The sequence below is a fragment of the Vreelandella lutescens genome (assembly GCF_014640815.1).
GTDB lineage: Bacteria > Pseudomonadota > Gammaproteobacteria > Pseudomonadales > Halomonadaceae > Vreelandella > Vreelandella lutescens.
In genome coordinates, this window is the sequence record NZ_BMHM01000002.1 from 257092 (window position 1) to 278762 (window position 21671).

Below are 21671 nucleotides of genomic sequence, written 5' to 3' on the forward strand. Positions count from 1 at the left end.
GATGCCTACTTATATGAGTTACCTTCTGGCATGGTATGCGACGGCCAGCGTGATTACCTACGCCACGTATGCGTGGGATAAGCGGGCTGCGATCAAAAAGCGCCAGCGCGTGAGCGAAAAAACGCTGCACTGGCTGGCGCTGGTAGGCGGTTGGCCGGGGGCATGGTGCGCGCAGCAGCAGCTGCGCCACAAGACCCAAAAAACCAGCTTTCGGCGCGTCTATTGGGTCACGGTGCTGCTCAATATCGCGGTGTTAAGCGGCTTTGTCGCGGTTATGCCGCTGCGTTAGGGGCAAAGAGGAAGTTGGCAATCAGCTCTTTGCCGCCCTCGGTGGCAAACGACTCCGGGTGAAACTGAATGCCGTGAATCGGGTAGTCACGGTGCTTCACGCCCATCAGCTCAAACTCACCCGCTGCCTGCCAGCGGCCGCGTTCAGCAAAACTGTCGGCGGTGAGTGCGCCCACCGTGGCGGTCACTTCCAGGCACTCCGGCAGCGTTGCCGCATCGGCAATCAGCGAGTGGTAGCGCATCACTTCAAGCTGGTCGGGTACGCCGTGAAACACCGAGCGGTTGTCGTGGTTGATGGGGCTGATTTTGCCGTGCATGGGCAGCGGTGCTTTGACCACCTTGCCGCCGAATACATGCACGATGCCCTGCATGCCTAAACACACGCCCAGCAGCGGCGTGGTTTTGCCCAGCTTTTCAATCACTTCGGCACATACGCCGAAGTAGCGCGGGTCATCCGGCGAGCCGGGGCCTGGCGAGATAATAATGCGATCCGGTGCCAGGGCTTCAATCGCTTTAAAATCGATCTGGTTATTGCGCTTCACCATGATCTCAAAATGGGGCAGCTCGCCGCGATTCTTCTCCGTCGTTAGAATCTCACCAATAAACTGGTAGAGGTTATAGGTGAAGGAGTCGTAGTTATCGATGATCAGCACCTTCATGCGGGGCTCTCCGTTTCCGTATCCATAAAGGGCGCCAAGGCCTTGCGGGTGCCGGCAAATTTGCGGCGAATCTCTTCGTACTCATCCTCGGCATTGCTGTCGTACACGTTGCCGCCGCAGGTTTGCACGTAGGCGCGCTCGCCGTTAACAAACACCGTACGAATGGGGATCGCAAAGGTGCAGTCGCCGTTGAAGGAGAACTGGCCCACCGCGCCGCCGTAGGGGCCACGCCCGTCGGTTTCTAGATCGTCGATGATCTTCATCGCTTCGATTTTAGGTGCGCCGGTCAACGTACCCGCCGGGAAGTTACTGGCCAGCGCGGTAAACATATCTTCGCCTTCGGCAATAATGCCGACAATTTCGCTGGAGATATGCTGAACGTGGCTGAAGCGCTTAATGTCCATCAGGCTGCGCACTTTGACCGTCCCAAACTGCGCCACTCGGCCAATATCGTTGCGGTGCAGGTCCACGATCATGTTGTGCTCGGCGATCTCTTTAGGGTCGTTGAGCAGCGCGCGGGCAAGCTGGGTATCTTCCTGGGGCGTTTGGCCGCGCAGGGTGGTGCCCGCCAGCGGGAACGTCTCCATCTCGCCCTGGCGCAGGCGGAACAGCAGCTCGGGGCTCGCGCCAATCAGTTTCTGCTCGCCAAACTTCACGTAGTACATCTGCGGCGAAGGGTTGATAGTGCGCAGCTGGTCGTAAAGCGCCAGCGTGTCACCCTGAATGCGAAAGCGCTTTTTAAAGCCCACTTCGCACTGGAATACTTTGCCGTCGATGATGTCCTGCTTCACTTTGGCAACCGCTTCGGCGTGCTCGGCTTTGCTCATGGTGTCGCCCAGCGCGGTAATGTGCAGCGCGCCTGCGGGCTCGTCGTCGGCGTCGATGAGCGTCTGTAGAAACTCGTAACGGCTGTTGTCGTAGTAGAAGTAAGTAACTTCCCCGGTCATCTTGTCTAGGATCAGGCCATCTTTATACAGCCCAAAGCGAAACGTATCGAAGTCGTCGCTAGCCTTCAGCGTGAGTGAGGGCTCGAAGTACTGCATGGCGTCGTAGCCCAGGTAGCCGCTTAACCCGCCCGCGTATTTGCGCGAGATAATATTCTGCGGGATCAAACTGCGCAGCAGCTCGTAGGGGTTGTCGCTGGGGTAGTGGTTGGCTTCGCCGTCACGGCTTTCAATACTCAGTGTAGTGCCATTGGCGTAAAGCGTGTACTCCGGGTCGAAGCCAATAATGGAGTGGCGCGCGATATGGCTGTCTTCGCCCAGCGACTCCAGCATGTAGCAGGTATCGAAGCGCCGCTCGATTTTTTGGAACAGAGCAAAGAAGTCACAGTCTGCCGCGAGGGTAACGTAGTGGGGCTTGCGGGGCAGGGTGAACGGCTGAGGGCCTGCCGCAGCGGCCGTATCGGTGGTGCTCATAAGTGATCATTCCGTGAAGAGGCTAACATCGTCAGCGCGCGTGATCCGCGTGACACGGTCGCAATACCCACGCCCAGGGTTTCGGCAATTTTGCGGTGGGGCACGCCCTCGCGCAGCAGCTTAAAAATCTGTAGGCGTTTGCTGATTTCTTGATACTCTGCTGGCGTCAGCAGGCTGGCCAGCGCTTCATCCATTGCGTCGGGCGTGTCGATCGCAAGCAGGTGGCGCACCAAGTCAGCTTGAAACGTATCGTGTAAAGACATCGTGCCACCGAGTGATTTGGTCATGTACTAGCGTACTAGTACGTTAACTGATTGCTCAGGGAAGTCAAGTCGCCATCAGATTAAGGAATCGCCATGACCGGCTATTTTATTCAAGCATTCATCTATTTAGTGGCGGCGGTGATTGCCGTGCCGCTGGCTAAGCGCTTTGGGCTGGGCTCGGTGTTGGGCTACTTAGTTGCTGGGGTGGTGATTGGCCCCGTGCTGGGGCTGGTCGGCCAGGAGACCACCACTATCCAGCACTTTGCTGAATTTGGCGTGGTGATGATGCTGTTTTTGGTGGGCATGGAGCTAGACCCCAAAGGCTTATGGGCCATGCGTGTGCGTCTTCTAGGCCTGGGCGGTTTGCAGGTAGTGCTGACCGCAGCGGCAGGCGCTGCCATTGCATGGTGGCTGGGGCTTGTATGGCAAACTGCCCTGGCGGTTGGCTTAATCTTTGCGCTTTCATCCACCGCCATTGTGCTGCAAACCTTAAGTGAAAAGGGGCTTTCCAAAACCGAAGGCGGGCGCAGCGCCTTTTCGGTGTTGCTGTTTCAAGATATTGCCGTTATTCCTATGCTGGCGCTGATTCCGCTGCTGGCACTGCCGGAATTAATGGGGGCTGCGGGTCGACCATGGCCACGCGGGGCTAAGCCTAGTGGCGCACCTGCCTGCCTGGGCACATGCGCTGGTGGTGGTGGCCGCCATCGGCAGTGTGATTGTGGGCGGCTACTATTTAGGGCCGCTGCTGTTTCGTTACGTGATTGGCTCCGGCCTGCGGGAAGTGTTTACCGCCTCGGCGTTGATGTTGGTGATTGGTATTGCCGCGTTAATGAGTTTGGTGAATCTATCACCCGCCTTGGGGGCATTCCTGGCCGGTATCGTACTGGCCAACAGCGAGTTCAAACACGAGATTGAAGCCAACATCGAACCGTTTAAAGGGCTGCTGTTGGGGCTGTTCTTCATCACCGTGGGCGCGGGTATTAACTTTGACGTGTTGGCAGCTGAATGGGCGACAGTGCTGGGGCTTGGCATTGCCGTGATTGTCGTTAAAGCGGTCATTCTGCTGGTACTGGCGCTGCTGTTCAAAGTGCGTGGGAGCAATGGCTGGCTGTTTACCCTAAGCCTTGCTCAAGCGGGGGAGTTTGGCTTTGTGCTGCTGACCTACAGCGTGCAGAGCAACGTGATTCCAGTGGCGCTTTCACAGGTGTTGTCGCTGGTGGTGGCGCTGTCGATGTTCCTAACGCCACTGCTGTTTATTGCCTATGACCGTCTCGTGCTGCCGCGTTACCAAATTGTTAAGAATGACGACCGCGAGGCCGATACGATTGCAGAGCAGGCACCGGTTATCGTGGCAGGTGTCGGCCGTTTTGGTCAGATTATTTGCCGCCTGCTGCGGGCCAATAACATTCCCATCGTGGCCCTGGATCACGAAATTGAGCAGATCGAAAACCTGCGCAATATTCGTATCAAAAGCTATTTTGGCGACGCAAGCCGCTCAGACCTTTTAGAAACCGCCGGAATTGAGCACGCTCGGCTGCTGGTGGTCGCCATCGATGACCGCGAGCGTGCGGTGGGGATCGTGAAGCACGTCAAACAGTTCTACCCCAATGTATGGGTGCTGGCCCGCGCCTTTGACCGTGGCCACGGCTACCAGCTGCGCGAGGCCGGGGCCGACGATGTGATCAGTGAAACCTACCACTCTGCGCTGGAGCTAGGCGGCCATGCGCTCACCGCCATGGGTGTTCACCCGATGCGCGCCAAGCAAATGACCTGGGCGTTCGTGCAAAACGAAGACGCCCACGCCGACGAGCTGTTCGAGGCCTGGAAAGAGATCGATGAAGGCATCAGCTTTAGCCCGCGCTATGGCGAACTATTTATGAAGCTGGAAGAAGCGCTGAATACCGCCATGCATCAAGATTGGCACGAGCCTCATCGGGAGGACGTACCTATTTGGACGGCACCCGCCCACGAGAGTAACGATCAACAAGAAAAATAATGCTTAGAACGGCAAATGTAGCGACGCGCTAAGCATATTGAGGTGGCTGAGCGTGGGTGCATCAATGCGTTCATACTCTAAGCGGCTGATAAGCCGATTAATGGTCATGGTGGCACCAAACCCTTGAAGGAGGGCGGTGCCGCTATCGTCGGCCATCGGCTGGTCGGTGTCGCCTCGCCACTCGGTGAGCCCCGATTTGGCATAAACGCTAAACGCGCCCATGCGGACTCCCGCAACAATCGCACCGCCTAGACTGAGGGTATCCATGATCATGGGATTAACGCTGGTGGCGAGTGGCACTTCGTCGCTTTCCCGGTAGGCAATTTCAGCGCCAATATCGAGCTGGGGAAGCTGCCAGGGGCTAAACCCTGCGGTGAGGCGGAATCCGGAAGTGTAGGTATCCAGACTGCTTAAATCGCTGCCTTCCAGTACAACGCCATTATCGAGCCGCATCAGAGCGCTATCGGGGGCGGCATAAGAGATAATAGGAGCGTCTTCATCGGCAAAAGATCCGGTAAAGGGAAGCGCGGTGCCGAACAGACTCAAGAGCAGTGTGCTAGCCAAGCGGTTCATTGGCGATCCTCTTGTCCTTTCTCATTGGCGTTATCCTTACCAGCCTAGCAACGAGCGCTGATTTCCACCACGTTAATTGCGCCATTTGCCAAATTATCGAGCACGTTTTTTCCCATTTGCATAAATCGCTCACCAAATACCCACTGCGGCGACAGCACGGCGGTACGCGGAGCCTGCTCTTTTTGCCGCTGGCGCTGACGCCATTCAAGCGCCGTGTGGCTCCAGTCTTCGCAGTGTTGAACGTCAAAGCCCGCTTTTTGCAGCAACTGAGTCAATGAACTTAATGACAGCAAATGCGAGTGTTCAGGCCCTTCTGCCCAGGGCACCGGAAAGCGCAGCGTCTCGCAATGGGGGCCGCTCACCACTTCATGCATCACCAGCTGCCCGCCGGGGCGTAACACGCGGCGGCACTCGGCCAGTACGCGAGCAGGGTCAGGCATATTCATTAGGCTATGTTGGAACAGCACGGCATCGAAGCTGGCATTACTAAACGGCAGTGCGCAGGCATCTCCCGTCACACAGCGCAACTTGCCCGCTGATGAAGCGGTAGGGGGCTGTGTCATGGCCAGCTGGCTGATGGCTTGATTCAGCACGTTAAAGCGGTGGGTAATATCCAGTCCAGTGAGATGAAAACCCAACGCGGCCCCCTGGCGCATCAATCCACCCAGCCCAGCGCCAATATCCAGCACCTTAGGGGCGCTCTGGTCGAGCAGATCCAAGAGCCTTTTGGATGCGGCGATACCGCCAATATGCAGCTGGTCGAGCGGTGCTAATTGATGAAGCGTGGCACCCTCGGGGTAGTGGGTGCGCAGTTGGTTAAGGATATCCTGGTCGCGCAGCCCGTGATGGTAGTGGTGGGCGAGGGAAGTCGGCATGGGGAGTCTCGGTTGGGGCTAACGTCTCAGGGTCAGAGCAACCCTGGCGAAAGCCTCCGCCACGGGTTGTTCTGATCAACAGTTGATCGTTGTAACAGCTTCGATCTCTTTTACGTTTAGTCTTCCAACCCCAGCTCTTTAATCGAGATTTCACGCATTTTAAATTTCTGGATCTTGCCAGTAACGGTCATCGGGAATTCTTCCACAAACTTGAAGTAGCGCGGGATCTTGAAGTGGGTGATTTTGCCTTTGCAGTAGTCGCGCAGGTCTTCGCCGGTAATATCGCCAGCCGTGCTGTTGAGCTTCACCCAGGCAATCAACTCTTCGCCGTACTTTTTATCTGGCACGCCGGTGACCTGTACTTCGGAAATCGCCGGGTGGGCGTACAAGAACTCTTCAATCTCTTTCGGGTAGACGTTTTCGCCGCCGCGAATCACCATGTCTTTGATGCGCCCAACGATTTGGATGTAGCCCTCGTCATCCATGGTGGCCAAGTCGCCTGTGTGCATCCAGCCCGCTTCGTCGATGGCCTCCGCCGTGGCTTTTTCATTGTTCCAGTATTTGAGCATCACGCTGTAGCCACGGGTACACAGCTCGCCGATTTCGCCACGGGGCAGAATACCGCCGTTGCCGGGGTCGACAATTTTGCTCTCCAGATGGGGCTGGGTACGGCCTACGGTGGAAACCCGCTTATCGATCGTGTCATTGGCACCGGTTTGCGTAGAAACGGGGCTGGTTTCCGTCATGCCGTAGGCGATTTGCACGCCCTTCATGTTCATCTTGTTGATGACCTGCTTCATGATTTCAGCAGGACAAATGGAGCCCGCCATAATGCCGGTGCGCAGCGACGAAAAATCGGTGCCGGCGAAGTCCGGGTGCTCAAGCTCGGCGATGAACATGGTGGGCACGCCGTAAAGCGCGGTGGCTTTCTGCTCGTGGACGGCTTTGAGCACTTTGCCGGGGTCAAAGCCTTCATCCGGATAGATCATCGCCGCGCCGTGGGTCATGCAGCCCAGGTTGCCCATCACCATGCCAAAGCAGTGGTACAGCGGTACGGGAATCACCAGGCGGTCTTCGCTGGTAAAGCCCATGCTTTCCGCCACAAAAAAGCCGTTGTTGAGAATATTGTGGTGGGAGAGCGTCGCCCCTTTAGGGAAGCCGGTGGTGCCTGAGGTGTACTGAATGTTGATGGGGTCGTCGAACTGCAGCGTGGCCTGCAGGTCGTCCACGTCGGTTTGGCTAATCTTATTAGCTTCATCCATAAAATCAGCCCAGCGCCACATGCCGCTGTGCTTGTCGGCGCTTAGGTTGATGATGCACTCAAGGTCCGGCAGCTTTTGTGATGTTAGCTGGCCTTCCGCACAGCTGTTCAGCTCTGGCGCCAGCTCAAACAGCATCGCCGTGTAGTCGGAGCTTTTGAACTGGTGAGCCGTGACTAAAAAGCGCGCGCCGGACTGATTCAGCGCATACTCCAGCTCATGGGTGCGGTAAGAGGGGTTAATGTTGACCAGAATCGCGCCAATTTTAGCGGTGGCAAACTGGGTCAGCGTCCACTCGCTGCAGTTGGGGGCCCACATGCCGACACGGTCACCCTTTTTAACGCCAATGGCCAGCAGGGCGCGGGCGCAGCGGTTCACTTCCTGCTGAAGCTCCCGGTAGCTCCAGTGAATATTCTGGTGCAGTGCAATCAGTGCGTCGTTATCCGGATATTGGGCGGCAATTTGGTCAAATTTATCGCCAATGGTCATGCCCAGCAGTGGCTTGTCGGCGGTGCTGCTGGTGTAGCTGGGCAAGGCGCTGGATGCAGGTGCAGGTGATGCCATGAGTGTCTCTCCGAAATGTTTTTCTTATCTGAACGGGACGTAAAACGTTTTTAATTATTAGGCGGATGCGTTGTGTTAGAGCACGCTGGCGTTGGAGCACCCTCGAGCCAAGGCCACTTTGGCACTGGGCTTGCGGCCCAGCTGCTGAGTGATCCAGTAGCCGGTATCGATCACCGCCTGGAGGTTAATGCCCGTCTCAATGCCCAAGCCTTCCGCTAAGTAAAGCACGTCTTCGGTGGCCACGTTGCCAGAAGCCCCCTTGGCGTAAGGGCAGCCGCCGAGGCCCGCCGTGGCGGCATCGATCACGCTGACGCCTTCTTCCATCACGGCGTACAGATTGGCGATGGCCATGCCGTAGGTATCGTGAAAATGAGCGGCCAGCTTCTCAATCGGTACCTGCTGGCGGGTGGCTTCGATCATGCGTTTGGCGGCCAGCGGTGTCCCGACACCCACCGTGTCGCCCAGAGAGATCTCATAGCAGCCCATCTCAAAAAGCGCTTTAGCGACCTCGGCGACTTTTTCTGGGGCAATGTACCCTTCATAAGGGCACCCCAGCACGCAGGAAACATAGCCCCGTACCCGCACGCCTGCCTCGTGAGCGCGGGCAAGCACCGGCTCAAAGCGTGCCAAAGACTCGGCAATCGAGCAGTTAATGTTCTTCTGAGAGAACGCTTCAGAGGCCGCGCCAAACACCGCGACTTCCTCAATGCCAGCCTCTAGTGCGCCCTCTAGCCCTTTGAGGTTAGGCGTTAGCGCGGAATACACCACGCCATGCTGGCGCTGAATGCCGCGCATCACCTCGTCGGCATCGCCCATCTGCGGTACCCACTTGGGCGATACAAAGCTGGCCGCTTCAATGTGGCGAATGCCTGCATTCGCCAGCCGCTCAATCAGCTCGATTTTGGTCGCGGTGGGCACCAGGGTGCCCGGCTCGTTTTGCAGCCCGTCGCGGGGGGCCATTTCAAATAGCTTGATAGACGTTGGCAGTGCCATGGTGGTGCTCCTATTCGCTGGGGGCAAAGTCGAGCAGCACAGCGCCCTGGCTAACCGTATCGCCTGCCTGGAAGTGGAAGGTCTCTACGCTGCCATCGGCAGGGGCGGTCATGGTGTGCTCCATCTTCATAGCTTCCATCACCATCAACGGCATGCCTTTTTCAACCTGGGCACCCGGTTCCACTAGTAGCGCCACCACCGTGCCGTTCATCGGCGCGGTGAGAGTAGATTCCGCTTCGTGATGGCCATGGTCGATGGCGTCGATGCGCCGCCAGAACAGGCGGGTTTCACCGCTGGGTTCTGCCATCACCACCACATGACCATCTTTACACGCCTGTAAGCGGCGGCGGTGGCCATTGAGCGTGACGGCCACGGCGTCGCCTTCCAGCGGTTGTAGGCTGGCGGTCAGCGTGCTGTTGCCAATGGTGAGCTGCCACTGGGCATCCAAGGTGGCGCGCTTGCCTTCTACCACGACCACCGCGCTGTCATTGTCTGCGGCTTGAGCGCTGGCCGGGTCACACAGCGCAATTCGAATGGTGTGCGGCGCGTTGAGCCGGAAGCCATCGTGGCGGTCCCAGGGTGAGTCGCTTTCGCACTCCTGGGCTAATTGATGCAAACCAATCAGCGCGGCGCTGGCATAGTCTTCTGTGGAAAACTGGCGGGGGGCAAACAGGGTGGCTTCGTTGCGCTCGATAAAGCGGGTATCCAGCTCGACGTTCTTAAAGCCTGGGTGATTGGCTAGGCGCTGCAAGAAGGCGCGGTTGGTGACTACGCCCTGCACATCCAGCGCCGCCAGCGCCCGGTTGAGGGTGGCTAGCGCAGCGTCGCGGTCAACGCCATGCACAATCAGCTTGGCGAGCATCGGGTCGTAGTGCATCGAGACCGTATCGCCGCTCTCTACACCGCTGTCTAGGCGCACTTGATCCGCACCTAAACCAGCGCCCGCTAAGTCCAGCGCGAAGCGCGTGAGCAGACCAGTGGCGGGAAGGAAGTCCTGTTCCGGGTCTTCGGCGTAAATGCGTGCTTCAAAGCTGTGGCCGGTAATGGTCAGCTCGTCCTGGCGACAGGGCAGCGGCTCGCCCATGGCCACTCTTAGCTGCCACTCCACCAAGTCTTGGCCGGTAATCATCTCGGTGACCGGATGCTCGACCTGCAGGCGGGTGTTCATCTCCATAAAGTAGAACGAGCCGTCGGCGTCTAACAGAAACTCCACCGTGCCCGCGCCCACGTAGCCAATCTCCTGGGCGGCGCGAACGGCTGCATCGCCCATGGCGGCGCGCAGTTCAGGCGTCATGCCGGGGGCGGGGGCTTCTTCAATCACTTTTTGATGGCGGCGCTGCACGCTACAGTCCCGCTCAAACAGGTACACGCCGTTGTTGTAACGGTCGCAGAATACCTGCACTTCCACATGGCGGGGCTGTACCAGATACTTCTCGATCAGCATGCGGTCATCGCCAAACGCGGCTTTAGACTCCCGGCGGCAACCGTCCAGCGCGGCCTGGAAGCCTTCACCGCTTTCTACCACGCGCATGCCTTTACCACCGCCACCGGCGCTGGCTTTTAGCATGACCGGGTAGCCGATCTTATCGGCCTCTGAGCGCAGCAGGGCGTCGCCTTGATCGTCGCCGTGGTAGCCGGGCACCAGCGGCACGCCTGCATTTGCCATGCGCGCTTTGGCGGCAGACTTGTCGCCCATGGCGGCAATAGCGGAAGCGGGCGGGCCAACAAAGGTAATGCCCGCTTGCTCTAACGCTTTAACAAAGGTGCCGTTTTCAGACAGGAAACCATAGCCGGGGTGAATCGCGCCGGTGCCGGTGCGTTGGGCGGCCGCAATCACCGCGTCAACGTTCAAATAGCTTTCCCGGGCGGCGGCAGGGCCGAGGCGTACGGCTTCATCGGCTTCACGCACGTGGCGGGCGGTGGCGTCGGCATCGGAATAAACGGCGACGGTTTTTAAGCCCATGCGGCGGGCGGTACGCATCACGCGGCAGGCGATTTCACCGCGGTTGGCCACCAGTAGCGTATCGAATTTAGTCGGGGTAAACGTCATGAGCGTGGCTCCGCAGCGTTATTGTGTTCTTCAGGAGATGTCCAGGCGGGGCGACGCTTGTCAAAAAAGCTGGCTAAACCCTCTTGGCCCTCTTGGCTCACCCGCAGCTTGGCAATCACTTGGCAGGTGTGCTCGCGGGTGGCATCGGCATCCGGTGCTTGGGCCACGGTAGCTAGCAGTGCCTTAGTAGCCCGCTGTGCCTGGGGGGAACCTTTCATGAGCGTGGCGAGCAGGGCGTCAACGGCGCTATCCAGCGCCTCGTGCTCGACCACTTGATGGGCCAAGCCCAGACTCAGCGCGGTGGGGGCATCCATCACTTCGGCGGTCAGCGCGTAGCGGCGCATCTGGCGCTGGCCAAGGGCGCGCTGAACGTAAGGGCTAATGACCGCAGGCGACAGGCCAATATTGACTTCTGACAGGCAGAATTTGGCTTTTTCAGAAGCCACGACGATATCGCAGCAGGCGGACAAGCCCACCGCGCCGCCAAACGCCGCCCCCTGCACGCGGCAGATGGTGGGGCAGGGCAGCGTATCCAGGCCATGCATCAGCGCCGCAAGCTTGCGGGAATCTGCCAGGTTATCTTCCAGGTCGTAATCGACCATGCGCTTCATCCAGTTCAGGTCAGCGCCCGCCGAGAAGCTTTTACCTTCAGAGCCAAACACCACTACCCGCACGTCCCCTGAGCTTGCCAAGTCGTGCAGCTTTTCCAGATGTGCGTTTAGCTCGGCAATCAGGCTGTCGTCGAAGGCGTTATGCACCTCTGGGCGGTTTAAGGTTAGGCGGGCGATACCCGCCTCAATAATTAACGTTGAGTAAGCCATGATGTTCGCCCCTTACATCCGGAACACGCCGAAGCGTGTCTCTTTGACTTCCGCATTCATCGCAGCGGCTAATGAAAGCCCCAGCACGTCGCGGGTTTGGAGCGGGTCGATCACGCCGTCATCCCATAAGCGAGCGCTGGCGTAGTAGGGGTGGCCCTGGTGCTCGTACTGGTCGCGGGTGGGCTTCTTGAAGGCCTCTTCGTCCTCTTTGCTCCAGGTATTGCCTTCGCGCTCGTACTGCTCGCGTTTTACCTGGGAAAGTACGCCCGCCGCCTGTTCGCCACCCATCACTGAAATGCGTGAGTTGGGCCACATAAACAGCAGGTTGGGGTCGTAAGCGCGGCCACACATACCGTAGTTGCCCGCGCCAAAGCTGCCACCAATCAGCACGGTGTATTTCGGCACGTTGGCGCAGGCCACGGCTGTTACCAGTTTGGCACCGTGCTTGGCAATGCCTTCGTGTTCGTACTTGGAGCCGACCATAAATCCGGTGATGTTCTGCAGGAATACCAGCGGGATTTTGCGTTGGGCGCACAGCTCAATAAAGTGCGCGCCTTTTACGGCGCTCTCCGAAAACAGCACGCCGTTATTGGCCACAATACCCACCGGGTAGCCGTGAATATGGGCAAAGCCGGTCACCAGCGTGTCGCCGTAGTAGCGTTTGAACTCGTCAAAATCGGAGCCATCGACGATGCGCCCAATCACTTCGCGAACGTCGTAGGGTTTTTTCAGATCGGTGCCGACAATGCCATAAAGCTCTGATGGGTCGAGCTTGGGCGGCCTGGGCGGCTGCATGGCTAGCTGGCCACGTTTTTGCCAGTTCAGCCGCGATACGCAGGCGCGGGCTAGCTGCAGCGCATGGGCGTCGTTTTCGGCGTAGTGGTCGGCCACGCCGCTAATTTTGGCGTGAACGTCTGCACCGCCCAAGTCCTCCGCGCTGATGCTCTCACCCGTGGCGGCTTTCACCAGCGGCGGGCCACCGAGGAAGATGGTGCCTTGCTCTTTAACGATGATGGACTCATCCGCCATGGCGGGCACATACGCACCACCTGCGGTACAGGAGCCCATTACCACGGCGATCTGCGGAATGCCTTCTGCTGACATCGTGGCCTGGTTGTAGAAAATACGCCCGAAGTGGTCGCGGTCGGGGAAGACCTCGTCCTGGCGGGGCAGGAAGGCACCGCCAGAATCCACCAAATAGATGCACGGTAGGCGGTGCTTGCGGGCAATTTCCTGGGCTCGCAGGTGCTTTTTCACCGTGAGTGGGAAATAGGTGCCGCCTTTTACCGTGGCATCGTTGGCCACAATCACGCACTCAACGCCAGATACCCGACCAATCCCGGTGATCACGCCTGCGGCAGGTACCTCACTGTCGTAAACGTGATGCGCCGCCAGCGCGGAAAACTCCAGAAACGGCGAGCCTTCATCAATCAAGTGGTCGATGCGGTCACGCACGTAAAGTTTGCCCCGGCTTTCATGGCGGGCGCGGGCTTTCTCGCCGCCTCCTTGTGCAATGGCAGCAGTGAGTTCACGGAGTTTGTTCACTTCCCCCAGCATGGCGGCCTCGTTGGCCTGAAACACATCGCTGCGCGGGTTGATCTGTGTCGAGAGTGTGCTCATGGCGCGACCCTTCTAATAATTGTTAAAGACTTTCGGTGAAGAGTTCGCGGCCAATCAGCATCCGGCGAATTTCGCTGGTGCCTGCGCCAATTTCATACAGTTTGGCGTCGCGCAGCAGGCGGCCAGTGGGGTACTCGTTGATATAGCCGTTGCCGCCTAGCAACTGGATGGAATCTAGCGCTACTTGGGTGGCTTTTTCAGCGCAGTAGAGAATGACGCCTGCGGCATCTTTACGCGAGGTTTGACCCCGGTCGCAGGCACCGGCCACGGCGTATAAATACGCGCGGCAGGCGGTCAGCGTGGTGTACATGTCCGCCACTTTGCCCTGTACCAGTTGGAACTCACCGATGGACTGGTTGAACTGCTTACGCTCGTGAATGTAAGGCATCACCACATCCATGGCGGCCTGCATAATGCCGATGGGGCCTGCGGCCAACACGGCGCGCTCATAATCCAGGCCGCTCATCAATACGCGTACGCCTTTGCCTACTTCACCCAGTACGTTCTCGGCGGGTACGCGGCAATCCTGGAAGACCAGTTCGCAGGTGTTAGAGCCGCGCATACCCAGCTTGTCGAGTTTCTGGGCGGTGGAGAAGCCGGGCATGCCTTTTTCAATGATGAAAGCGGTGATGCCTTTGGAACCAGCTTCCGGATCAGTCTTGGCGTAAACCACTAATACATCGGCGTCTGGCCCGTTGGTGATCCACATCTTGTTGCCGTTAAGCACGTAGTGGTCGCCATCTTGTTTGGCGCGAAGCTGCATGGAGACCACGTCCGAGCCAGCACCCGGCTCTGACATCGCCAGTGCACCCACGTGGTCGCCGCTAATGAGCTTCGGCAGATATTTGGCTTTCTGCTCAGCGGAGGCGTTGATCTTCAGCTGGTTCACGCACAGGTTAGAGTGCGCGCCGTAGGAGAGCGCCACCGACGCGCTGGCACGGGAAATCTCTTCCATGGCGATGCAGTGGGCCAGATAGCCCATGCCGCTGCCGCCATCCTCTTCCGATACAGTGATGCCTAGCAGCCCCATATCGCCGAATTTCTTCCATAGATCGCTGGGGAATTCGTTGTTGCGGTCGATTTCAGCCGCACGAGGAGCAATTTCACTGGCGGCAAAGGCGTTGACCTGCTCGCGCAGCATGTTCAGTTCATCGTCAAGACCGAAATTAAGTTCTGAATAGTGGGAAAACATGGTCAATCACCTTGTCGTTGTTAAGAGCTGTTTTCTAACGGGCATTCATCAAAAAGCTTATTTCGAGGTGGCTGGATGCTTCTCGTTGAGCTCTTCCAGTGCTTGGCGGCAGCGGATTTCTGCGCTCTCAAGCTCTAATTGCACCATCGTGATGTCTTTCATCTGCTGTTCTAGCGCGGCTTTGCGCTCGCTGATTTTGCTCAGCATTAAGTGAAGCTGTTTTTCACTGCCGCTGCGAGTTTCATCCCACAGCTCAAACAGTTCGCGAATCTCTGCCAGCGAAAACCCTAGGCGTTTACCGCGCAGCGTCAGTTTTAGCCGTACACGATCTTTGCTGCTGTAAATGCGAGTTTGCCCTCGGCGAGAGGGATGCAGCAGCTCTTGGTCTTCGTAAAAACGGATGCTGCGAGTGGTGACGTCAAACTCACTGGCCAGCTCGCTGATCGAGTAGGTTTTGCTCATGATCATTATTCTCGTCGATAGGGGGATGTCCCTATGGAACACTGACCATGAGGCTAAAACAAGTTTACGTTAACGTAAAGCTGCGATTGCAAAGAGTGAGTTAGCGTTGAATTTATATAAGTATCTGAAATTTAGTATTTATTTTAATTTTTGGAGGTGCGCTAGCATGGTGCGTAGACCAAAGTTGTAATTGTAATACCCTGTGTGAGGTTGCTAGTTTGCACTTACACCTTACGTTCAGGTAAGGATGCGTTGCTGGCTAACGAGTTGCGCTTCCCACCGTACAAGAACAACAAGAGGCGTCTTACCTCATGCGTGCAGACGAAGTAACCAAGGGGCCGGTTCTCGAAACTCGAGGGCTGACCAAAGAGTTTCGCGGCTTTACTGCCGTGGATAACGTCAACCTCCAGGTGCAGGAGGGGCATATCCATGCCCTGATCGGCCCAAACGGTGCGGGCAAAACCACGGTTTTTAACTTACTGACCAAGTTCCTACCGCCTACGCGGGGTGAAATCCTTTATCGCGGCCAGCCCATCACCAGCAAAAAATCTAACGAAATTGCCCAGCTTGGCTTGGTGCGTTCGTTTCAGATTTCAGCGGTGTTTGCCCATATGACCGCTCTGGAAAACGTGCGCGTAGCGCTGCAGCGTCAGCTCGGCACGTCGTTTCACTTCTGGAAATCGGAAAAGTCGCTGGATCATCTCAACGACCGTGCCTTGGCACTACTAGAAGAAGTGGGCCTGCGCGAATATGCCGATACGCTGACCGTGGAAATGCCCTATGGCCGCAAGCGCGCCTTGGAAGTGGCCACTACGCTGGCGCTGGACCCCAGCATGATGCTGTTAGATGAGCCCACCCAAGGCATGGGCGCGGAAGATGTGGACCGCATCGTGGCCTTAATCAAGCGGGTTTCCCAAGGTCGCACAGTGCTGATGGTCGAGCACAACTTAAGCGTGGTAAGCCGCCTGTGTGACCGCATTACCGTGCTGGCGCGGGGCGCGGTGTTGGCAGAAGGCGACTACGACAGCGTTTCTCGCAACCCCTTAGTGCGCGAAGCCTATATGGGCAGCGAAGCGGCAGAGGAGGCTAGCGCATGAATACCGCCGAAGCCTTCGATAACCAAGATGCCCCGGAAAACCAAACCCTTGAGATGCTGCGCGTGCAGGACCTACACGCCTTCTATGGTGAGTCGCACATTCTGCATGGGGTAAATTTCGACGTGAAACGCGGTGAGCTGGTCACTCTGCTGGGCCGCAACGGCGCGGGGCGCAGCACCACGCTCAAAGCGATTATGAATATGGTAGGGCGGCGTACTGGGTCGATTATTATTAATGGCAACGAAACCCTGCGCATGAAACCCCACCACATTCCCCGGCTAGGCATTGGCTACTGTCCGGAAGAGCGCGGCATTTTTGCGAGTTTAGATGTGCATGAAAACCTGCTGCTACCGCCGACCGTGCGCTCGGGCGGTATGAGCCTGGATGAAATCTACAGCATGTTCCCTAACTTGTATGAGCGCCGTAACAGCCCAGGCACACGGCTTTCCGGCGGCGAACAGCAGATGCTGGCCATGGCGCGTATTCTGCGTACCGGTGCAAGGCTGCTGTTGCTGGATGAAATTACCGAAGGGCTAGCGCCCGTCATCGTGCAGAAGCTCGGTGAAGTGCTGGTGCAGCTAAAAGAGCGCGGCATGACCATCGTACTGGTCGAGCAGAACTTCCGCTTTGCGGCCCCGCTGGCAGACCGCCACTTCGTGATGGATCACGGCCAGATTGTTGAAGAAATTACCGCCGCCCAGCTGCCGTCGCGGCGGGAACACTTAAACAGCATGCTGGGGGTATAAATCGCACACCATCTAAACTGTCAGTACGACCTTAAAGAACAACAAACGCAACGCATACGCTCCACACACAAACGCTATAACTGAACGTCCGTATCATAAAAACAAAGGCCCGCAGGGCCAGGAGACGAACATGACCTTTATGAAAAAAACGCTGGCTGCCAGCATCGCTGTTGCCGCTGCCTCCAGCATGGCGATCTCAACTGCTCACGCCGAGATCAGCGATGGCGAAGTCCGCATTGGTTACCTGGCGGATATGTCTGGCACCTATCGTGACCTAGCGGGCCCAGGCGGCCAAACCGCGATGGAAATGGCGGTGGCTGATTTTGGTGGCAGCGTGAATGGCTCGCCCATCGTCATTTTCAGCGCCGATGACCGTAACAGCGCTGACGTGGGTGCCAACACCGTGCGTGAGTGGATCGACCAGCGTAACGTCGATATGGTCGGCGGCTTAGTGGCGTCGTCTGTGTCTATCGCCGTGACCAAAGTGCTGCAAGAGAACAATGGCCTAGGCATTGTGTCGGGTTCGGCGGCCTCCAGTATTACCAACGAGCACTGCACCCCGAACCACATTCACTGGGTGTACGACACCTACCCGCTGGCCAACGGTACCGCGAAAGCGGTGGTTGAGCAGGGCGGCGATAGCTGGTTCCTGCTCACCGCTGACTACGCCTTCGGCCATGCGCTAGAGGCAGATGTGACCAGCGTGGTAGAGGCCAACGGTGGTGAGATTGTCGGCGGCGTACGCCATCCGTTCCCCACCAGCGACTTCTCTTCCTACATTCTCCAGGCCCAAGGTTCTGGCGCGAAAATCGTCGGGCTCGCTAACGCTGGCGCTGATACGGTAAATGCGATTACCACCGCTAGCCAGTTTGGTCTGACCCAAAGCGGCCAGCAGTTAGCAGGTCTGCTGATCTTCCTCAACGATGTACACGCGCTGGGCCTAGAAGCCACTCAAGGGCTGCTGCTGACCACCGGCTGGTACTGGGATATGGATGAAGAGTCCCGCGCTTGGTCGGAGCGTTATTTTGAAGAAACTGGCCGCATGCCCACCATGGTGCAAGCGGGTATCTACTCCAGCACCATGCACTATCTGAAAGCCGTTGAAGCCGCAGGCACCGACGACCCAGAGACCGTGCGTGCAAAAATGGCTGAAGAGCCGATTAACGATTTCTTCGCCCGTAACGGCAGCATTCGTGAAGATGGTCGTATGATTCACGACATGTACCTGGCCCAGGTGAAAACCCCGGAAGAGTCTACCGGTGAGTGGGATCTCTACAACATCCTCAGCACCATTCCCGCCGCAGAAGCCTACCGTCCGCTGTCTGACAGCCAGTGCCCGCTGGTGCAGAACTAATCGGCTGACATCGTTGGGCCAGGGCCGATGGGCCTGGCCCAACGTTCAAGCAAGCCGTAAGGCGTGATGAAAAGCGTTTCTACAAAATAAGCAACGCGCTGGGGCAGCCGCACTAGGGGCTGCCCGCTTAGCGGCGAGGAGAGTCATACCATGACGATGATATTCGGCGTGCCAATGGCCGTGTTCATGGGCCAGCTAACGCTTGGGCTTGTGAACGGTGCCTTTTACGCACTGCTTAGTTTGGGCCTGGCGGTCATCTTCGGCCTACTGAAGATCGTCAACTTTGCCCATGGGGCGCAGTACATGCTGGGAGCCTTCGCCGCGCTGCTAGGCTTTCGCTACCTGGGCATTAACTATTGGTTAGCGTTGATTTTAGTCCCGCTGGTAGTGGGTGGTTTTGGCATGCTGATGGAGCGCTTTTTGCTGCGTCGCATTGCCCACCTCGACCACCTCTACGGGCTGCTGCTGACGTTCGGGTTAGCACTGATTTTTGAAGGTACACTGATTAACTTCTTCGGCGTTTCCGGGGCGCGCTATGCCACCCCAGAAATTCTGCAAGGCGGCCTGAACCTGGGCTTTATGTTCCTGCCTACCTACCGCGCTTGGGTGCTGGTGGCGGCGCTGGCGATGTGCCTATTCACCTGGTTCATGATTGAGCGCACCCGCTTGGGCGCTTACCTGCGCGCTGGCACAGAAAACTCTCAATTGATGCAGGCGTTCGGTGTGAACGTACCGCTGCTGATTACCTTAACCTACGGGTTCGGGGTGGGGCTTGCTGCCTTTGCAGGCGTGCTGGCAGCGCCGCTGTACCCGGTGTCGCCCACCATGGGCTCCAGTTTGCTGATCGTGGTGTTTGCAGTGGTGGTCATTGGCGGTATGGGCTCCATTTTAGGTGCCATTTTGACTGGCCTCGGCATGGGTATTATTGAAGGGTTAACCAAGGTGTACTACCCGGAAGCCTCTAATACCGTAATCTTTTTGGTCATGATCTTGGTGCTCATGTTACGCCCCGCTGGGCTGTTCGGTAAGGAGGCATAACCATGGCAACCTCTCACACAACTGAAGCAGTGAATCTGCCGTCGGCGGTTCAAGAGCGTCAACGTCGCGCCAAATTTCGCCGCAATATGTTCTATCTAGCGCTGTTAGCTGTCGGGCTGGTCGCTCCGTTTGTGGCGTACCCGGTCTTCTTGATGAAGATTCTCTGCTTCGCACTGTTTGCCTGTGCCTTCAACCTGCTGTTGGGCTACGCCGGGCTGCTCTCATTTGGTCATGCGGCCTTCCTGGCCACCGGTGGCTACGTGACCGGCTACCTGCTGGCAAGCTACCCAGGCCTGACGCCCGAGCTGGGTATTCTGGCCGGCACGGCGATGGCTACGCTGCTCGGCGCGCTGTTTGGGGTGCTCTCCATTCGCCGCCAGGGCATCTACTTCGCCATGGTGACGCTGGCGCTGGCACAGCTAATGTTCTTCGTGTTTGTACAGTCTTCGTTTACCGGTGGGGAAGACGGCCTGCACGGCGTGCCGCGGGGCAGCCTGTTTGGCGTGATTGATATCAGCAGTAACTTGGCCATGTACTACTTCGTGTTTGCCGTCTTTGTGTTTGGCTTTGCGGTGATTCAGCGCACGGTTCATTCACCCTTTGGGCAAGTGCTGAAAGCCATTCGCGAAAACGAGCCCCGCGCTATCTCGCTGGGTTACAACGTGGATGCCTACAAGTTATTGGCCTTTGTGCTGTCAGCGGCGTTAGCAGGCTTGGCGGGCTCTACTAAAACCGTCGTGTTCCAGCTGGCCTCGCTCACCGATGCTCATTGGCACATGTCGGGTGAGGTCATCCTGATGACGCTGCTGGGCGGCGTAGGCACACTGCTGGGCCCGCTGATGGGGGCAGGGCTAGTAGTGAGTTTGCAACACCTGCTGGCGCAGTCGCCGCTGGGCAACTGGGTAAGTGTGATTCTGGGCATCATCTTTGTGGTGTGCGTACTCAGCTTCCGCAGCGGCATCATTGGCGAGCTTTCTAAAATGTACCGTAAGAACTTTAAGTGATGGATTTCCATTAACCGCGTCTGTCCGTGGATTGGGTGCCTTTGGGCACCCTTTTTTCTGCCTGGAAAGGGGTGTTGGCCGCTTTCTACGCCAAAGGTCGTGGGGGATTGGGTTGCGCCTTCTAGGCTAAAAATATAAGTTAACGTAAACGTCAACATTGCCAATAATGACAACAACCGCGTGCGACTGTGCCGCTGCCTCAAAAGGGCTCAGGCCACCCACGCGCTGTGGAGATACGCCATGAATTTCGAGCTAAGTGAAGACCAGGTCGCTTTTTCTGATATGGCCCGGGCGTTCGCCCAAAACGAGCTGGAACCCCACGCCGCCGAATGGGACGCAGAATCTTTTTTCCCCGTCGATGTGATTCGTAAAGCAGGGGAGCTGGGCTTCTGTTCGCTGTACGCCCCGGAAAGCGTTGGCGGTTTAGGGCTTTCTCGGTTGGACGCCAGCATTATTTTTGAACAGCTCTCGATGGGCTGCACCTCGACTACTGCGTACCTCACCATTCATAACATGGTGACCTGGATGCTGGCAGATTTCGGCACCCCAGAGGCCGTTGAGCAGTGGGGTGAAAAACTGGCGACCGGCGAGCTGCTAGGCTCTTACTGCTTGACCGAGCCTAACTCCGGCTCTGATGCGGCTTCGCTGAAAACCACCGCCAAGCGTGATGGCGAACACTACGTACTAAACGGCAGCAAGATGTTTATTTCTGGCGCGGGCAGCACTGACTTCCTGGTGGTGATGGCGCGCACCGGTGGCGAAGGCCCTGGCGGCGTTTCTGCGTTTGCGGTGGATGCCAAGAGCGAAGGCATCAGCTACGGCCGCAAAGAGGACAAAATGGGCTGGAACAGCCAGCCCACCCGCATGATCACCTTTGAAGACGTGCGCGTACCTGCTAACCACCTGCTGGGTAACGAAGGCGACGGCTTTAAAATCGCCATGAAAGGCCTGGACGGTGGGCGTATCAATATCGCCACCTGCTCCATCGGAACCGCCCAGCAGGCGCTCAATAAAGCCCGCGACTACATGCTAGAGCGCAAGCAGTTCGGCAAGCGCTTGGCCGAGTTCCAAGCGCTGCAGTTCCGCCTGGCCGATATGGTGACCGAGCTGGTGGCCGCCCGCCAGCTGGTACGCATGGCCGCCTCCAAGCTGGATGCGGGCCATCCGGATGCCACCACTTACTGCGCTATGGCCAAGCGGTTCGCCACTGATGTTGGCTTTAAAGTGTGCGACGAAGCGCTGCAGCTCTACGGCGGCAATGGCTACATTAAGGAGTACCCGATGGAGCGCTACGTGCGCGACACCCGCGTACACCGTATTCTGGAAGGCACCAACGAGATTATGCGGCTGATTATTTCCCGCCGCGTACTGGCCGACGGTGCCGCTGAGCTATAGCCGC

20 protein-coding genes and 1 pseudogene are annotated in these 21671 nt (G+C 57.6%); 9 read left to right on the forward strand and 12 right to left on the reverse strand.

From position 1 onward, the window contains the following. Positions 1-13: 13 nt before the first annotated feature. The gene (locus IEW65_RS05480) at positions 14-289 is read left to right on the forward strand and encodes a DUF1294 domain-containing protein (RefSeq protein ID WP_188638488.1); all 276 of its coding nucleotides are present in this window, start codon (positions 14-16) and stop codon (positions 287-289) included. Here the strand turns inward: IEW65_RS05480 and IEW65_RS05485 are convergent. Genes IEW65_RS05485 through IEW65_RS05495 form a run of 3 tightly spaced genes read right to left on the reverse strand, consistent with a single transcriptional unit; the run spans position 273 to position 2628 of the window. Further along, complete coding sequence (locus IEW65_RS05485) at positions 273-947, reverse strand: anthranilate synthase component II (RefSeq protein ID WP_188638489.1); 675 nt, start codon at positions 945-947, stop codon at positions 273-275. The two genes, IEW65_RS05480 and IEW65_RS05485, sit on opposite strands and share 17 nt — an antisense overlap. After that, positions 944-2365 (reverse strand): anthranilate synthase component I family protein, encoded by a 1422-nt coding sequence (locus IEW65_RS05490; RefSeq protein ID WP_188638490.1) that lies wholly within the window; start codon positions 2363-2365, stop codon positions 944-946. The genes IEW65_RS05485 and IEW65_RS05490 overlap by 4 nt, the downstream gene beginning before the upstream one ends. Continuing rightward, the gene (locus IEW65_RS05495; RefSeq protein ID WP_083026323.1) at positions 2362-2628 is read right to left on the reverse strand and encodes a Trp family transcriptional regulator; all 267 of its coding nucleotides are present in this window, start codon (positions 2626-2628) and stop codon (positions 2362-2364) included. Before IEW65_RS05495 ends, IEW65_RS05490 begins: the two co-directional genes overlap by 4 nt. A gap of 93 nt (positions 2629-2721) precedes the next feature. On the opposite strand from IEW65_RS05495, the pseudogene IEW65_RS17140 reads away from it, so the two are divergent. Continuing rightward, positions 2722-3177, forward strand: a pseudogene (locus IEW65_RS17140) (cation:proton antiporter domain-containing protein); the annotation flags it as partial. Positions 3178-3283: 106 nt separating this feature from the next. Beyond that, complete coding sequence (locus tag IEW65_RS17145; RefSeq protein ID WP_268234702.1) at positions 3284-4624, forward strand: NAD-binding protein; 1341 nt, start codon at positions 3284-3286, stop codon at positions 4622-4624. A 3-nt stretch (positions 4625-4627) separates the two neighbouring features. Here IEW65_RS17145 and IEW65_RS05505 read toward each other — a convergent pair whose 3' ends face one another. From IEW65_RS05505 to IEW65_RS05545, 9 genes are all read right to left on the reverse strand, one after another. Continuing rightward, complete coding sequence (locus IEW65_RS05505; protein WP_188638491.1) at positions 4628-5197, reverse strand: hypothetical protein; 570 nt, start codon at positions 5195-5197, stop codon at positions 4628-4630. A 44-nt stretch (positions 5198-5241) separates the two neighbouring features. After that, a complete protein-coding gene (locus IEW65_RS05510; RefSeq protein WP_188638492.1) occupies positions 5242-6072 on the reverse strand; it encodes a class I SAM-dependent methyltransferase in 831 nt (276 codons plus the stop codon). Positions 6073-6188: 116 nt separating this feature from the next. After that, the gene (locus tag IEW65_RS05515) at positions 6189-7895 is read right to left on the reverse strand and encodes an AMP-binding protein (RefSeq protein WP_188638493.1); all 1707 of its coding nucleotides are present in this window, start codon (positions 7893-7895) and stop codon (positions 6189-6191) included. A 75-nt stretch (positions 7896-7970) separates the two neighbouring features. Next, the gene (locus IEW65_RS05520; protein WP_188638494.1) at positions 7971-8888 is read right to left on the reverse strand and encodes a hydroxymethylglutaryl-CoA lyase; all 918 of its coding nucleotides are present in this window, start codon (positions 8886-8888) and stop codon (positions 7971-7973) included. A 10-nt stretch (positions 8889-8898) separates the two neighbouring features. After that, complete coding sequence (locus tag IEW65_RS05525) at positions 8899-10938, reverse strand: acetyl/propionyl/methylcrotonyl-CoA carboxylase subunit alpha (RefSeq protein ID WP_188638495.1); 2040 nt, start codon at positions 10936-10938, stop codon at positions 8899-8901. Beyond that, positions 10935-11759, reverse strand: coding sequence for an enoyl-CoA hydratase/isomerase family protein (locus IEW65_RS05530; protein WP_188638496.1), 825 nt, complete (start codon positions 11757-11759; stop codon positions 10935-10937). Before IEW65_RS05530 ends, IEW65_RS05525 begins: the two co-directional genes overlap by 4 nt. 12 nt (positions 11760-11771) lie before the next feature. Continuing rightward, positions 11772-13379, reverse strand: coding sequence for a carboxyl transferase domain-containing protein (locus tag IEW65_RS05535; RefSeq protein ID WP_188638497.1), 1608 nt, complete (start codon positions 13377-13379; stop codon positions 11772-11774). 22 nt (positions 13380-13401) lie between these two features. Beyond that, complete coding sequence (locus IEW65_RS05540) at positions 13402-14571, reverse strand: isovaleryl-CoA dehydrogenase (RefSeq protein ID WP_188638498.1); 1170 nt, start codon at positions 14569-14571, stop codon at positions 13402-13404. Between the two features lie 57 nt (positions 14572-14628). Continuing rightward, the gene (locus IEW65_RS05545; RefSeq protein ID WP_188638499.1) at positions 14629-15033 is read right to left on the reverse strand and encodes a MerR family transcriptional regulator; all 405 of its coding nucleotides are present in this window, start codon (positions 15031-15033) and stop codon (positions 14629-14631) included. Positions 15034-15344: 311 nt separating this feature from the next. Here IEW65_RS05545 and IEW65_RS05550 point away from each other — a divergent pair, with 311 nt between their 5' ends. The 6 genes from IEW65_RS05550 to IEW65_RS05575 all read left to right on the forward strand — a co-directional run bounded on the left by IEW65_RS05550 (position 15345) and on the right by IEW65_RS05575 (position 21667). Beyond that, the gene (locus IEW65_RS05550; protein ID WP_188638500.1) at positions 15345-16130 is read left to right on the forward strand and encodes an ABC transporter ATP-binding protein; all 786 of its coding nucleotides are present in this window, start codon (positions 15345-15347) and stop codon (positions 16128-16130) included. Beyond that, the gene (locus tag IEW65_RS05555; protein WP_188638501.1) at positions 16127-16876 is read left to right on the forward strand and encodes an ABC transporter ATP-binding protein; all 750 of its coding nucleotides are present in this window, start codon (positions 16127-16129) and stop codon (positions 16874-16876) included. Before IEW65_RS05550 ends, IEW65_RS05555 begins: the two co-directional genes overlap by 4 nt. 130 nt (positions 16877-17006) lie before the next feature. Next, a complete protein-coding gene (locus tag IEW65_RS05560) occupies positions 17007-18230 on the forward strand; it encodes an ABC transporter substrate-binding protein (protein WP_188638502.1) in 1224 nt (407 codons plus the stop codon). 150 nt (positions 18231-18380) lie between these two features. Continuing rightward, positions 18381-19268, forward strand: coding sequence for a branched-chain amino acid ABC transporter permease (locus IEW65_RS05565; protein WP_139527314.1), 888 nt, complete (start codon positions 18381-18383; stop codon positions 19266-19268). A 2-nt stretch (positions 19269-19270) separates the two neighbouring features. Further along, positions 19271-20272, forward strand: coding sequence for a branched-chain amino acid ABC transporter permease (locus IEW65_RS05570; protein ID WP_188638503.1), 1002 nt, complete (start codon positions 19271-19273; stop codon positions 20270-20272). A 240-nt stretch (positions 20273-20512) separates the two neighbouring features. Next, positions 20513-21667 (forward strand): acyl-CoA dehydrogenase family protein, encoded by a 1155-nt coding sequence (locus tag IEW65_RS05575; RefSeq protein WP_188638504.1) that lies wholly within the window; start codon positions 20513-20515, stop codon positions 21665-21667. Positions 21668-21671 lie beyond the last annotated feature (4 nt).